Source organism: Paracoccus aestuariivivens (assembly GCF_009711225.1).
GTDB lineage: Bacteria > Pseudomonadota > Alphaproteobacteria > Rhodobacterales > Rhodobacteraceae > Paracoccus > Paracoccus aestuariivivens.
The window spans coordinates 72,914-87,057 of sequence record NZ_WMIE01000004.1 but is presented as its reverse complement, the minus strand read 5'-3'; the positions used below and the strand labels follow the sequence as shown (position 1 = coordinate 87,057).

14 protein-coding genes are annotated in these 14,144 nt (G+C 62.8%); 4 read left to right on the top strand and 10 right to left on the bottom strand.

Translation table 11 applies throughout. From position 1 onward, the window contains the following. Positions 1 to 503: 503 nt before the first annotated feature. Positions 504 to 998 carry a peptidase associated/transthyretin-like domain-containing protein gene (locus GL286_RS09300; RefSeq protein ID WP_155095285.1) on the top strand — a complete coding sequence of 165 codons (495 nt, stop codon included), beginning with the start codon at positions 504 to 506 and terminating at the stop codon, positions 996 to 998. Between the two features lie 38 nt (positions 999 to 1,036). Continuing rightward, positions 1,037 to 1,621 carry a ferric reductase-like transmembrane domain-containing protein gene (locus tag GL286_RS09295; protein WP_246184889.1) on the top strand — a complete coding sequence of 195 codons (585 nt, stop codon included), beginning with the start codon at positions 1,037 to 1,039 and terminating at the stop codon, positions 1,619 to 1,621. Between the two features lie 20 nt (positions 1,622 to 1,641). Here GL286_RS09295 and GL286_RS09290 read toward each other — a convergent pair whose 3' ends face one another. Then, positions 1,642 to 2,913, bottom strand: a complete 1,272-nt coding sequence (locus tag GL286_RS09290; protein WP_155095283.1) for a transcriptional regulator — start codon at positions 2,911 to 2,913, stop codon at positions 1,642 to 1,644. A gap of 99 nt (positions 2,914 to 3,012) precedes the next feature. Next, positions 3,013 to 3,177 (bottom strand): winged helix-turn-helix domain-containing protein, encoded by a 165-nt coding sequence (locus GL286_RS09285; protein ID WP_155095282.1) that lies wholly within the window; start codon positions 3,175 to 3,177, stop codon positions 3,013 to 3,015. 125 nt (positions 3,178 to 3,302) lie between these two features. Between GL286_RS09285 and GL286_RS09280 the strand changes: the two genes are divergently transcribed. Continuing rightward, complete coding sequence (locus tag GL286_RS09280; protein ID WP_155095281.1) at positions 3,303 to 4,376, top strand: PLP-dependent cysteine synthase family protein; 1,074 nt, start codon at positions 3,303 to 3,305, stop codon at positions 4,374 to 4,376. An 11-nt stretch (positions 4,377 to 4,387) separates the two neighbouring features. Continuing rightward, complete coding sequence (locus GL286_RS09275; RefSeq protein WP_155095280.1) at positions 4,388 to 5,857, top strand: pyridoxal phosphate-dependent decarboxylase family protein; 1,470 nt, start codon at positions 4,388 to 4,390, stop codon at positions 5,855 to 5,857. A gap of 21 nt (positions 5,858 to 5,878) precedes the next feature. Here the strand turns inward: GL286_RS09275 and GL286_RS09270 are convergent, their stop codons facing one another. The 8 genes from GL286_RS09270 to hutI all read right to left on the bottom strand — a co-directional run bounded on the left by GL286_RS09270 (position 5,879) and on the right by hutI (position 14,096). Further along, positions 5,879 to 6,649 (bottom strand): amino acid ABC transporter ATP-binding protein, encoded by a 771-nt coding sequence (locus tag GL286_RS09270; protein ID WP_155095279.1) that lies wholly within the window; start codon positions 6,647 to 6,649, stop codon positions 5,879 to 5,881. 2 nt (positions 6,650 to 6,651) lie between these two features. Further along, the gene (locus GL286_RS09265; protein ID WP_155095278.1) at positions 6,652 to 7,314 is read right to left on the bottom strand and encodes an amino acid ABC transporter permease; all 663 of its coding nucleotides are present in this window, start codon (positions 7,312 to 7,314) and stop codon (positions 6,652 to 6,654) included. Next, positions 7,314 to 7,961: an amino acid ABC transporter permease gene (locus GL286_RS09260; RefSeq protein WP_155095277.1), complete on the bottom strand. Its 648-nt coding sequence runs from the start codon at positions 7,959 to 7,961 to the stop codon at positions 7,314 to 7,316. The genes GL286_RS09265 and GL286_RS09260 overlap by 1 nt, the downstream gene beginning before the upstream one ends. 57 nt (positions 7,962 to 8,018) lie before the next feature. Continuing rightward, positions 8,019 to 8,834 carry a transporter substrate-binding domain-containing protein gene (locus tag GL286_RS09255; protein ID WP_155095276.1) on the bottom strand — a complete coding sequence of 272 codons (816 nt, stop codon included), beginning with the start codon at positions 8,832 to 8,834 and terminating at the stop codon, positions 8,019 to 8,021. A 67-nt stretch (positions 8,835 to 8,901) separates the two neighbouring features. Beyond that, a complete protein-coding gene (gene hutU, locus GL286_RS09250; protein WP_155095275.1) occupies positions 8,902 to 10,566 on the bottom strand; it encodes a urocanate hydratase in 1,665 nt (554 codons plus the stop codon). 5 nt (positions 10,567 to 10,571) lie between these two features. Continuing rightward, positions 10,572 to 11,363: an N-formylglutamate deformylase gene (gene hutG / locus GL286_RS09245; protein WP_170295126.1), complete on the bottom strand. Its 792-nt coding sequence runs from the start codon at positions 11,361 to 11,363 to the stop codon at positions 10,572 to 10,574. Then, a complete protein-coding gene (gene hutH, locus GL286_RS09240; RefSeq protein ID WP_211596244.1) occupies positions 11,360 to 12,925 on the bottom strand; it encodes a histidine ammonia-lyase in 1,566 nt (521 codons plus the stop codon). Before hutH ends, hutG begins: the two co-directional genes overlap by 4 nt. After that, positions 12,894 to 14,096 (bottom strand): imidazolonepropionase, encoded by a 1,203-nt coding sequence (gene hutI, locus GL286_RS09235; RefSeq protein ID WP_155095273.1) that lies wholly within the window; start codon positions 14,094 to 14,096, stop codon positions 12,894 to 12,896. Before hutI ends, hutH begins: the two co-directional genes overlap by 32 nt. Positions 14,097 to 14,144: the final 48 nt, after the last annotated feature.

Here is a 14,144-nt window from a genome sequence, read left to right as displayed (position 1 = left end):
TGTCCCAGGAAACTCTCTAAACTATCGAGATTCATCAATGGTCTCCCTTCGCCATTTCTGACGCGTTGAGAGCCCCCGCTGTCCGATAATGTCAAGACATAAAGACCAACCGCAGAGGCGTCGGAATGGATGCTGTCGCGATGCGCAATCTGTACGCATTCGGGGGATCTATACCTTATCCGGCGGGATTTGGCATCCGTTGCGTCGCGTTTCTCGGGAATATTGCCGTAAGGTGGCTCGACCAGTTTTTTGGGTGACTGCCACAATATTGTGCAATCCGGAGCAGCCTTGCGGAAATTGTCGCGTACCTCGCGGCATTCCAACCCGGATTTTGCCTTGTCAGCGGGTCGGTTTGATCGATCCGACCGTGGCCCCGCGATGTCACGGATTCGTGCGCTGCGATTTCGGCGATCTGCGGCATAATCGGAAAGGTGGATCATCGGTGTTGGCAGTGCCCCGCAATTGGCTGCCATCTCACTTCCTGAACAAGAGGAGATGCCACAATGCGCACTGACCTCTGGCATCGTCGTTCGCTTATTGCTGCTGGGTCCGTTCTGGGCCTCGGTCTAATGTCTAAACCGCTGCACCTGATCGTGCCGGCTCAGGCCCGGAGCCTTGCGCCAACGCAGACAATGCGCGGTGGCAGCAACAATTACCGCCCCAATGCGCCCCTGGTGAAAAGCCTCGGGTCGGGGTTTGTCGTCTCGGGGCTTGTTCGGCAGGCTGGCAACGGAGCGTCGCTTAAGGGCGTGCGGATCCAGATCTGGGCCGCCACCACGCTGGGCGGAGAGCGCGAGCCGCGCAACCACGGCAGCGTGCTGACCGCTTCGGATGGCAGTTTCCGTTTGGAGATGGAGCAGATCGTCCCGAATTTCGGCCAACCGCACGCCCATCTGGCCTATGATGACGGGGTGTTCCAGACGGTATTCCTGCGGCCGGTAATGGGAAGTGCCCGCGACACCTCGTTGCGGACCGAATTCATCCTCGCACCTGTCTGACGCTTATGCCACTGCCGCCTTCCCGAACAGGTGCGGTTTTGACGTGGGTCGGGCTTGGGGTTGCGGTGTCGGTGCCGGTTGTCCTTGCCGCGATGAGTCCGTTTCTGGCCTATCGCAACCTGCCATATATTGTCGGAGGGTTCGCGGGCATCCTTTGTCTGGCGCTGCTGCTGGTCCAGCCCTTGCTTGCGGCGGCTTATCTTCCCGGACCCGGTCGGGCGCGGGAACGCGGATGGCATCGCTGGGTCGGGATCGCGATTGTCATTTGCACGGTGCTGCATATCGGTGGGCTGTTCGTGACAAGCCCGCCTGACACCTTGGATGCCCTGCTGCTGGTCTCGCCGACGCCGTTCTCGGTTTATGGTGTGACGGCGATGTGGGGCGTTTTTGCGACGGGACTGCTGGTGCTGATGCGACGCAGGTTCGGGTTGGCGCTGTGGCGCGTGATCCACAATTCCGTAGCTCTGGTCGTTGTGTTCGCGACGGTCATTCACGCGTTGCAGATCGAAGGGGCGATGGAGCCTGTCTCGAAATGGGCGCTGTGCATCGCGGTGGTGGCCGCAAGCCTGTATACGATGGTCGATTTACGCCTGCTCCGTCCCTTGATGCGGCGGCGCAGCTAGACGGAAATCGCGCCGGAACATCAATCGAATCCGTGCTGCGCCAATACTGACTGCAACAGCAGTCGCATGTGATTGTTGCGCAAGGGAAATGCCGCGAAGAACAGACCGGCGCTGGCATCGGGTCGGATGGCACGTGTGTGTTTCAACCATTCCTTGGCGCGGGCCTCGCGACCGGCCAGGCTGTTTGCAGCAATGGCGACCATGCCGATGATGAAATGCGCGTGCGGAGACGAGGCGGCGCGGTCGGCCCAATCGGCGGCCTGCTGGTAATCCTCGTTCTGGATCAGGGAGAGCGCCCTTGTCCCGTACATGCCGTAAAGCAACGGATCGAGCGGGCTAAGGCGCAATGCCTGATCAACGACCTCGGTCGCGGCGGCTTTTGTCTCGGTCATCAGAACCGAAACCAGCGCGCGGGAATAGTAGCCCTGTGCATAATTCGGGTTGAGTTCGGTCGCGCGCTCCAGCCAGCCTGCCGCGCTGTCCATCTCGTCCGTCAGCCAATAGGAACGACCCAGCGTAAAGGCTGCGAACGGGTCCAGAGGGTCCAGATCGTAGCTTGTCTCGGCTTCGGCGCGCGCCTTGGTGACGGCGGTATCCCTGTCGGTGCCGTAGCGCAGGAAGGCGTCCTGAAAGCTGGTAAAGGACAGGCCCGCATGGGCGCGGGCAAAGCCTGGCTCAAGCTCCACGGCCCGGGCGAACAGTCCGGCGGCGCGAAGATTGCCGTCTGCGGTGAACCGGAACATCTGGCGCAAGCCGAGGTGATAGCTTTCCCATGCATCCAGACGCGCGATGTCCTTGCCTTCGGCCAGTTGCGCCTCGTGCAGGGGGATATGCAGTTCCAGCGCCGCCGCGACGGCCATGACGATGGCATATTGCAGTTCTGCCAGATCGGATAGCGGGCGGCTGAATCGTTCGGTCCAGATCAGTCGCGCCGAGGCGGCCTCGACCAGTTCGACCGATATGACCAGCGTCCGCCCTTCAAGTTGCAGCGCACCCGTCAGGATGTAGCGCACCGACAGGATCTGGCCGATCTGCTGCAAGTCCGGCGCGGCGCCACCAAAGCGGAAGGACGATCCCCGCGCGATCACGGTCACCCAACGCAAGCGGGACAGGGCGCGCAGCACCTCATGGGCCAAGGCCTCCGAGAGCAGCACCTGTTCGGGTGGTAGCCCCAACGGTTGGAAGGGCAGGATCGCCAGCGAGGGCTTGCCGGACGGATCAAGCAGATCCGGCTTCGCGGGCGCACCGGCAAGTTCGACCTTCGGGACCAGTCGAAATCCGCGACCATGCACGGTGGCGATGATCTGCTGCCGTTCGCCGTCGTCGCCAATTGCCGCTCGTGCGGTGCGTATGCGGCTTGCGATATTGGCATCCGAAATAGCGCGACCTTGCTAGATATTCTCGATCAGTTGTTCTTTGCTGACTAGCCGCCCTTGCGCCTGCATCAACTCGCGCAGGACCAGAAAAACCTGTGGTTCAAGCGCAATCGGCTGCCCGCCCCGCTGAAGCTCGAAGCGCTCATCGTCCAGCCGAAGGTCGCCACAGCAATAGATCATGGGTCAATTTATCCGAAATCCACGATCTCTGCATGAAATCTTCATCTCGGGATCAAGCTTGCCGGCGGGAAATGTGCGAGATTGTGCTGGGTTCACTGATTCCGATTGGAACAAGAGGCACCGCAATGCAAACGATACGGACGACAAACGGACGCGGCCGCATCTTCGGCAGCATACTTGATACCGTGGGCGATACTCCGGTCATCCGGATAAACAACCTCGCCCCCGAAGGCATCGAGCTTTACGTGAAAGCCGAATTCTTCAATCCGGCCGCTTCGGTCAAGGACCGGCTGGCATTGAACATCATCGAGGCCGCAGAACGCTCGGGTGAGTTGAAACCGGGCCAGACTGTGGTCGAAGCGACCAGCGGCAATACCGGCATCGGCCTTGCCATGGTCTGTGCCCAGAAAGGTTATCCTCTGGTCGTCACCATGGCGGACAGCTTCTCGGTCGAACGTCGTCGGCTGATGCGGATGCTGGGGGCCAAGGTCGTGCTGACACCGCGCGCCCAGAAAGGTCTTGGCATGTATAACAAGGCCGTCGAACTTGCGCAGAAACATGGCTGGTTTCTGGCCCGCCAGTTCGAGACCTCGGCCAATGCCGATATCCATGAAAGCACCACGGCGCGCGAGATTATCGGTGATTTTGCCGGCAAACGGCTGGATTTCGTCGTGACCGGCTATGGCACGGGCGGCACTGTTACCGGTCTGTCGCGCGTCCTGCGCCGTGAACGTCCCGAGATCAGGATCGTCCTGACCGAGCCTGCCAATGCCGCGCTGATCTCTAGTGGGGTCGCGCAGCAGCGCGGTGGCGATGGCGCTCCGGCGGTCAGTCACCCCGCGTTCGAGCCGCATCCCATTCAGGGCTGGACGCCGGACTTCATTCCTTTCGTCCTGCAAGAGGCCTTGGACAACAAGGGGTATGATCAGGTTGTTCCGGTTCCCGGCCCCGAAGGTATGGCCTGGGCCAGAAAGCTGGCCGCACGCGAGGGGATTCTGACCGGCATCTCGGGCGGGGCGACATTCGCGGTGGCCATGCAATTGGCCGAAAATGCCGCGTCCGGCACGGCAATTCTGGCGATGCTGCCCGACACGGGCGAACGCTACCTTTCCACTCCCCTGTTTCAGGAAATCCCCGAGGACATGGATGACGAGGAACAGGCGCTGTCCCAGTCCACTCCGGGCTACCAGATGAGCTAGGGAGACATGACATGGCCGAGTCTATCGAAACGCTCGATCCGGGCGACTGGACGGAATATGCCCGCATTGCCCATGAGGCGGTGGATCGGGTCATCGCACGAACCGCCGCGCTGCGCCATCGCGCGGTGTGGCAGCCCATGCCGGAAGCGGGCCGTGCTGCCTTGCACCAACCGCTGCCGCGCTCTCCGACGCCTTTGTCGCTTGTGGTCGATGAGGCATGGGACACGATCCTTGCCTATCCCATGGGCAACACCCATCCGCGTTTCTGGATGTGGTACATGGGTGCGTCGAACCTGACCGGAGCGCTGGCAGATTTCCTTGCGGCGGCGGATGGCTCGAATCTTGGCGGCGGCAACCATGCCGCCGTCGAGGTCGAGCGGCAGGTGATCGTCTGGCTCAAGGATATGATGGGCTTCCCTGCCAGTGCCAGCGGGACGCTGACCAGCGGCGGATCGGTCGCGAACCTGATCGGTCTGGCGGTGGCGCGCAATCACATGGCCGGAGGAGATATCCGGCAGGACGGGGTTGCGGCGGTGTCCCGACCGATGCGGATCTATGCCTCGGATCAGGTGCATGGCTGCCACCAGAAAGCGGTCGAGTTGCTGGGTTTGGGCAATGGCGCATTGTGCCGCGTGCCCAGCGGTGCGGATTGCCGCATCGATCTTGCGGCGCTGGAAAAGGCCATTGGCGCTGATCGGGCGGAGGGTTTCCAGCCCATCTGTATCATCGGCAATGCGGGCACGGTGAATACCGGTGCAATCGACGATCTGGCCGGACTGGCCGAATTGTGCCGGACCGAGGGGTTATGGTTCCATATTGACGGCTGCATCGGTGCATTGGCGCGGCTTTGTCAGGACCGACCCGCCGCGTTGGATGCCATAGAACTGGCGGATAGCCTTGCCTTGGACCCGCATAAGGGGTTGCACGCGCCCTTTGACGTTGGCTGCGTTCTGGTCAGGGATGCGCGCTTGCATCTGCAAAGTTTCGCGTTGCATTCCGAATATCTCGACCCTGCCGCAAGGGGGATCGCGGCGGGTGGCTGGCTGTTCGATTATGGTCTGCAGACGTCGCGAGGGTTCAGGGCGCTGAAGGTCTGGATGACGCTGAAGGAACACGGCGCGGACCGCTTTGGCCGCATTCTGTCCCGCAACATCGCGCAGTCGAAGCGTCTGGCGGCGCGGGTCGATGCCGAGCCGCGGTTGAAACGCCTCGCTCCGGTCGAGCTTGATATTGTCTGCTTCCGATACGAGCACGAAGGGATCGAGCCGACCGCCCTTGCCGAGTTAAATTCGGAAGTGATGATGCAGTTGCAGGAGCAGGGCATCGCGGCATTCTCGGACACGACGGTGCATGACGAATACGGATTGCGGGCTGCGATCTGCAACCATCGGACGACGGATGCAGATCTGGACATGGCAATCGACGCGCTGATCGCAAAGGCGGATGCCTTGGCGCGGGTCGGGGCGGCAGCCAGAGCGTAAGCGGCCTGTCGCCCTACCCGATCAGAAGCTGTTGCGCTCGTGATAGGTGCGCAGGAACGATTGGATGCGGGCGTCCTTGGGGTGGTGCAGAATGCCCGAGGGCGTGTCCACATCGACCAACTCGCCCTTTTCTAGAAAGGCCACCTGATCCGCGACATGGGCGGCAAATCCCATTTCGTGGGTAACGACGACCATCGTCATGCCTTCCGAGGCGAGCGTCTTCATCACGTTCAGCACCTCGCCGACCAGTTCGGGGTCCAGCGCCGAGGTCGGCTCGTCGAAGAGCATCAACTTCGGCTCCATCGCAATGGCGCGGGCGATGGCGACGCGTTGTTGCTGGCCGCCTGACAGGCGGGAAGGGTGGTTGCCCATCTTGTCCGCCAGTCCGACCTTCGCAAGCGCGTCGGCGGCGCGGGTCATCGCATCGGCTTTGCTCAGGCCGCGCACGCGGATCAGGCCCTCGGCAACGTTTTCATGCGCGGTCATGTGTGGCCACAGGTTGAACTGCTGGAACACCATCCCGATCGAACGCCGCATCTCGCGCAATTTCCGGCCCGACATCCGTTTTCCGGGGGCGTCATAGCCGATCAGTTGGCCATCGATGCGAACCTCACCCGAGTCGTATTCTTCGAGGAAGTTCATGCAGCGCAGCAGCGTGGATTTGCCCGAGCCGGAAGGCCCGATCAGGCAGGTCACCTTGCCGGGGGGGATGGACAGGTCGATGTCTTTCAGCGCGTGGAACGGGCCATAGAACTTGTTGACCTTGCGGATCTCGACTGAGGAAGCCTGCATCGTCAGGTCCTTTCGATCAGATGTTTGGTAATGCGCGCCTCGAACCGACGGCCCACGCGCGAGATAGTTTCAACGAGCGCCCAGAAGAACAGCGCCAGCACGAGGTTCGCTTCCAGATAGCGGAAGGTTTCGGTGGACATGCGGCTGACCTGATACATGAGTTCGGGCACGGTGATCATCGAAAGGATCACAGTCTCTTTGGTCAGGATGATCGAGAAGTTGACCAGCGCCGGAAGTGCCGAGACCAAACCCAAAGGCAACAGGATGCGGCGGATGATGGTCGGTTCGGCCATGCCGATCGCGCGGGCGGCCTCGATCTGGCCCAGCGGCACGGCGCGGAAAGCCGAACGGAAGATTTCCGCGAAATAGGGGCTGCTATAGATGGTCAGGCCAAGCAGGCCCGCTGGCAGCGCGTCCAGCCGCAACCCGACCAAAGGCCCGCCGTAATACAGGACGAAAAGCTGGACCAGAAACGGCGTGCCACGGATGATCTCGATATAGATCTGGATGATCCAGCGGACCGGCCGTGGCGAATAGCGTTGGATCAGCGCGATCACCAGTCCCAGCATCATGCCGAAGACCGTGCCCAGTGCCCAGCACAGGATGGTGTAGCCGAAGCCCTTGATCAGCGCGGGACCGTATTGTTGGAAGACGGCAATATCCATCAGACGGTCGTCCTGTGTTCAAGATAGCGTCCCAGTGCTGCAAGGCACAGGTTGATCATCAGGTAGATGCAGGCGGCTGCCAGATAGACCTCGAGCGGACGGAAGGTCGTTGCTGCCTGCGCCTGACTCGAGCGGGTGATTTCAAGGATGCCGACGACCGAGACCAGCGAGGAAGCCTTAACCAGCAGGATCAACTCGTTGATCAGAGCGGGCAACGAAAGCGAGACGGCCTGGGGAAGAACCACACGGGACCAGACATCGCGGGGGCTCATGCCGATGGCGATTGCGGCTTCGGACTGGCCCCTGGGCAATGCGTTGATCGCGCCGCGCCAGATTTCGGAAATATAGGCGCTGGCACAGATGCCGACCGTCACGATGGCTGCGACAAATGCCGGTACATCCAGCCCGATCACCGGAAGCGCATAGTAAAAGACCAGCAGCTGCACCAAAAGCGGCACACCGCGCAGAAAGCTGACCCAGACCGCCGCGAAACGACGCAGGATCGCATAGGGCGACAATCTTGCGGCGCAGATCAAGGCGCCCAAGATCAATCCAAGCCCGATGCCCAGAAACGAAATCAGCAACGTGTATCGTGCCGCCCATAGAAGCGGCCCGAAACTTTCAAAGAAGACCGGGATGGAAAACATGCACGTCTCGTCTAAAGCAAAAAAACGGGCGGGGATGACCCCGCCCGCCGAACAGGCTTACTTCGCGGGAACTTCGCGCGGCAGCTCGGTATAGGTGCCGAGCCATTTTTCCTGGATCGCCTTGACGCGGCCGTCATCGGTCATTTTCAGCAGCGCGTCGTTGATCGCCTTGGCAAAGGGCTCGGTGTCGGCGTTCTTGCGCAGGGCCCAGGCGAAGTATTTCGGCTCGCCGAACTTGGCCGGTTCGAACAGGGCGAAGGTTTCGGGGCGGTTCTTCACCAGATAGGTCAGGTTAGGAAGCGAGCCTGCGACCGCATCCAGACGACCGGCGGCCAGATCGGCGTAGGCTTCGTCGGTGGTGCCGTATTCCTTGATGGTCACGCCGCCCAGCTTGTCGCCGAAGGCTTCAAGCTGCTTGAACTGCGCGGTGCCCTGCTGGACGCCGACGGTCTTGCCCTTGATGTCCTCGGGGGCTTTCAGGTCGCTCGACGCGGCCTTGACCAGCGCGACGGTCGCATCGGCGATCGGCAGGGTAAAGGTGTAGCGCTCGAGCCGCTCGGGGGTGATCGTCACCGGAGCGATGATGATGTCGAATTTCTTGACCTCAAGACCCGGCAGTTCGGCAGGCCACGGAATGTCCTGATACAGCGGCTCGACGCCGATTTCCTTGGACACTTCGTCGAACAGGTCCTTGGTCATGCCCTCATAGGTGCCGTTGTTCAGCATGTCGAAGGGGGCATAGTGCATGTCTGTCGCGGTGACGATTTTGCCTGCGGCTTTGACATCAGCCAGCTGGTCGGCCGAGGCCGTCGTGCCCGCACCGAGTGCGATCAGGCTGACAAGCGCAGCCCGAAGGGTCATTTGGAAGTTCATGGTTTTCTCCGTAGTTGGACTGATGGACGAGAGCGACGGCGGTGCGTTGCGTCGTCGCCCCCCTTGTTCAAAGAATGCCGGGCAGATTCAACCCATTCTCTTTCGCGCATTCTATCGCGATGTCATAACCTGCATCCGCATGACGCATCACGCCGGTTGCTGGGTCATTCCACAGCACGCGCGCGATGCGGCGGTCGGCATCCTCGCTGCCGTCGCAGCAGATGACCATCCCCGAATGCTGCGAAAAGCCCATGCCGACGCCACCGCCGTGATGCAGCGACACCCAGGTCGCGCCGGATGCGGTGTTCAGCAGCGCGTTCAGCAGCGGCCAGTCGGACACGGCATCCGAGCCGTCCTGCATCGCCTCGGTTTCCCGGTTGGGCGAGGCGACCGAGCCAGAGTCCAGATGGTCGCGGCCAATGACAATCGGGGCCTTCAGCTCGCCATTGCGGACCATTTCGTTGAAGGCAAGGCCCAGCTTGTGGCGGATGCCAAGCCCGACCCAGCAGATCCGCGCGGGCAGGCCCTGGAACGCGATGCGTTCCTGCGCCATGTCCAGCCAGTTGTGCAGATGCGCGTCGTCCACCAGTTCCTTGACCTTGGCGTCGGTCTTGCGGATGTCCTCGGGGTCGCCCGAAAGCGCCGCCCAGCGGAAGGGACCGATGCCGCGGCAGAACAGCGGGCGGATATAGGCGGGGACAAAACCCGGGAAGGCAAAGGCGCGGGTGAAGCCTTCTTCCAGCGCCATCTGGCGGATGTTGTTGCCGTAATCGACTGTCGGGATGCCGGCATCGGCAAAGGCCACCATCGCCTCGACCTGCACGCGCATGGACGCGCGGGCGGCCTTTTCCACGGCTTTCGGATCGGATTCCTGCTTGGCGCGCCATTCAGCGACGGTCCAGCCGATCGGCAGATAGCCATGCACCGGGTCATGGGCGCTGGTCTGGTCGGTCACGATGTCGGGACGGACACCGCGACGCACCAGTTCCGGGAAGACCTCGGCGGCGTTGCCGATCAGGGCCACGGATTTCGCCTCGCCCGCCTTGGTCCAGCGCTCGATCATCTCCAGCGCCTCATCGAGGCTATGGGTCTTTTCATCGACATAGCGGGTGCGCAGGCGGAAATCGGCGCGGGTCTCATCGCATTCGACGGCCAGACAGCAGGCCCCGGCCATGACGGCAGCAAGGGGCTGCGCGCCGCCCATACCGCCAAGGCCACCGGTCAGCACCCATTTGCCGGTCAGGTTGCCGTCATAATGCTGGCGGCCAGCCTCGACGAAGGTTTCATAGGTGCCCTGAACGATGCCCTGCGTGCCGATATAGATCCACGACCCGGCGGTCATCTGGCCATACATCGCCAGTCCGCGCTTGTCCAATTCGTTGAAATGGTCCCAGTTCGCCCAATGCGGCACCAGGTTCGAGTTGGCGATCAGCACGCGCGGCGCGTCCTTGTGGGTCTTGAAGACGCCAACCGGCTTGCCGGATTGCACCAGCAGGGTTTCGTCCTCTTCCAGAGCGCGCAGGCTATCGACGATCAGGTCGAAATCCTTCCACGTCCGGGCGGCGCGGCCGATGCCGCCATAGACGACCAACTCATGCGGGTTCTCGGCCACGTCGGGATGCAGGTTGTTCATCAGCATCCGCAAGGGGGCCTCGGTCAGCCAGCTTTTCGCGGTGATCTGGGTGCCGGTGGCGGGAAAGACGTCGCGGGTATTGTGACGGGGATTGTCCATCGGGGTCATACCTTCAGTTCGGCGGCAAGCGCCGCGAGTTTGGTCAGGATTTCTTTCAGGGGAACGCGCAAAGCCTCGGCCTTGGCCTCGTCATAGGCAAAGGGCGGGGTCTCCGTCGAAAGATGGGTGGATTGCGCCAGTTCCATCTGGATGGCGTGAACGCCCGAGCCGGGCTGGCCGTAATGCCGCGTCGTCCAGCCGCCCTTGAAGCGACCATTCAGCACATGGGTCCGGCCCGTCGCGGCTGCGACCTCATGCGTGGCGGCCTCAATGGCCGGCGCGCAGGAGCGCCCGCTATTCGTGCCGATATTGAAATCCGGCAGCGTCCCTTCGAAAAGGAAGGGGATATGGCTGCGGATCGAGTGGCAATCGTAAAGGATCGCCACGCCGTGCTTCGCGCGCACCCGCTCGATCTCGGCGGCCAAGGCCGCGTGATAGGGCGCGTGGAAGCGGGCCTTGCGGTCGGCGATATCCTCGGCCGTGGGGTCCGTGACCCAGATCGGCTCGCCGTCGAAATCGGTGACGGGAACAAGGCCGGTGGTGTTCTGCCCGGGATACAGGCTTGCATCATCCGCGCCGCGATTGGCGTCGATGACATAGCGGTGGAAGGTTGCCCGCACCGTGGTCGCGCCGGGCAGCAGCCCGTCGTAAAGCCGCTCGATATGCCAGTCGGTATCGGCCAGAACCTGTCCGCGCGGGTTCAGTTGCGCGCGGATTTCCTCGGGCAGCCAAGTCCCGGTATGGGGCAGGCCAAGGATGACCGGGCTGTCGCCTTGGGTGACTTCGACCGGGGTCACGCCGTCACCTCGGCCAGCAGTTCGGGGGCGACGGCGGCGACCAGCGCGCCTTCGCGGACCAGACGCGCGGCTTCAGTCAGATCGGGGGCCATGTAACGGTCCTGATCCAGCGCCGGGACGGTCGCGCGCAGGGTGGCGATCACCGATTGCAGCGGGGCCGAGGTGGTCAGCGGCGCGCGGAATTCGACGCCAGCGGCGGCACACATCGCCTCGATCCCGATGATATGGGCCAGGTTCGCATTCATCCGCTTCAGGCGACGTGCGCCATGGGCGGCCATGGACACGTGGTCCTCTTGGTTGGCGCTGGTCGGCGTGGAATCGGTCGAGCAGGGATTGGCCAGATGCTTGTTCTCGCTCATCAGCGCGGCGCTGGTGACTTCGGCGATCATCAGGCCCGAGTTTAGGCCGGGATCGGGGGTCAGGAAGGGCGGCAGGTCATGGGACAGCGCCGGGTCCACCATCAGCGCGATGCGGCGCTGGGAAATCGCCCCGATTTCCGTGATCGCCAGCGCGATCTGGTCGGCGGCAAAGGCCACGGGTTCGGCGTGGAAGTTCCCGCCCGAGACGATCAGGTCCTGACTGGTCAGCACCAGCGGGTTGTCGGTCGCGGCGTTGGATTCGATTTCCAGCGTGCTTGCGGCCTGCCACAGCAGGTCGATGCAGGCCCCGGTCACCTGCGGCTGGCAACGGATGCAATAGGGGTCTTGGACGCGGGTATCGCCGACCCGGTGGCTTTCGCGGATCTCGGACCCTTCCATCAGCCCGCGAATGGCGCGGGCGGCAAGGATCTGGCCGCGATGGCCGCGCAAAGTGTGGATTTCCTCAAGGAAGGGCGCGGTCGAGCCCATGATCGCATCGGTCGACAGCGACGAGGTGACCAGCGCCGCTCGGGCGCTTGCGAATGCGTCGAACAGCCCGGCCAGCGCGAAGGCGGTCGAGGCCTGCGTGCCGTTGATCAGCGCCAGACCCTCTTTGGCGGCCAGAACCACCGGGGCAAGGCCCGCAGCAGCCAGCGCCTCGGAGGAGGGCATTTCGCGGCCCTTATGGGTCGCGCGGCCCTCGCCCAGCATGGTCGCGGCCATGTGGGCCAACGGCGCCAGATCGCCGGAAGCACCGACCGAGCCCTGCGACGGGATCACCGGCAGCACGCCTTGGGCCAGCATGTTTTCGATCAGCGCGATGACCTCGGGGCGGACGCCGGAAGCGCCGCGACCCAGCGACAGCAGCTTCAGCACCATGATCAGGCGGGTGGTTTCCGGCTCGACCGGCTCACCCACGCCGCAGCAATGCGACAGGATCAGGTTGCGTTGCAGGGTGGCGGTATCCTCGGAGCGGATCTTGATCGAGGCCAGTTTGCCGAAACCGGTATTCACGCCGTAAACCGGCACGTCGCCATTGGCCGCCGCTTGGATACGGGCCGCAGAGGCCGCGATGCCGGGGCGGGCGCTGTCGGCCAGCCGCACGGCAAGGCCCTTGCGCCAGACAGATTCCAGCTGGGCCAGAGTGGTTTCACCGGGGGTAAGGATCAGTTCAGACAAATTCGCCTCCGACAATGCGGGCATGAAGGGGATTGAAGCCGATGCGATAGGTCAGCTCGGCAGGATGGCTGGCGTCCCAGATGGCCAGATCGGCGCGCATACCGGGGGAAAGCTGGCCGCGATCGCGCAGGCCAAGGGCGGTGGCCGCATGGCGGGTCACGCCGGTCAGGCATTCCACCGGGGTCATGCGAAACAGCGTCGCGCCCATGTTCATCGTGAGCAGGATCGAGGTCAGCGGCGAGGTGCCGGGGTTGCAATCGGTCGCCAGCGCAATCGGCACGCCCGCGTCGCGCAGGGCTTGAAGCGGCGGGTATTTCGTCTCGCGCAGGGTATAGAACGCGCCGGGCAGCAGCACCGCAACGGTGCCCGACGCGGCCATGGCGTCAATGCCATCCTGACCCAGCCATTCAAGGTGATCGGAGGAAAGCGCGCCGTGCTGCGCGGCCATTTCGGCGCCGTGAAGGTCCGAAAGCTGCTCGGCATGCAGTTTGACTGGCAGGCCAAGCTGGGCGGCGGCGTCAAAGATCGCGGCCATTTCGTCGCGGGAAAAGGCGATGCCCTCGCAGAAGCCGTCGACCGCGTCGATCAGTCCTTCGGCATGGCCTTGCTGCATTCCGGCGATGACGACATCGCGGATATAGCCCGCGCGGTCGTCCTTGTATTCGGGGGGCAGAGCATGGGCGGCCAGCCATGTGGTGCGCACGGTGACGGCGCGGACTTCGGCAATGCGACGCGCGACGCGCAGCATCTTCAGTTCATCCTGAACAGTCAGGCCGTAGCCCGATTTGATCTCCAGCGTGGTCACGCCCTCGGCCAGCAGCGCATCGACGCGGGGCAGGGATTGCGTGAGCAGGGCTTCTTCGTCGGCCTCGCGGGTATTGCGAACGCTGGAGAGGATGCCGCCTCCCGAACGCGCGATCTCTTCGTAGGTCGCACCCTCAAGGCGCATCTCGAATTCGCGGGCGCGGTCGCCGCCGAAGACGATATGGGTATGGCAGTCTATCAGCCCCGGAGTGACCAGCCGCCCGCCAAGGTCGTGATGCGGCAGGTCGGCATATTGTGCAGGCAGGACGGATATAGCCCCGACCCATTCGATTTTATCGGCAGAAATGACCATAGCCGCGTCGTCGATCAGGTCGTAACCGCCTGATCCCTCGCCCATTCTGGCCAACCGTCCGCGAGTAAGAAGCAGCATTGCTGAAGCTCCGGCATTGATTTCTTGATTTTGTTATGTCTAAACTTA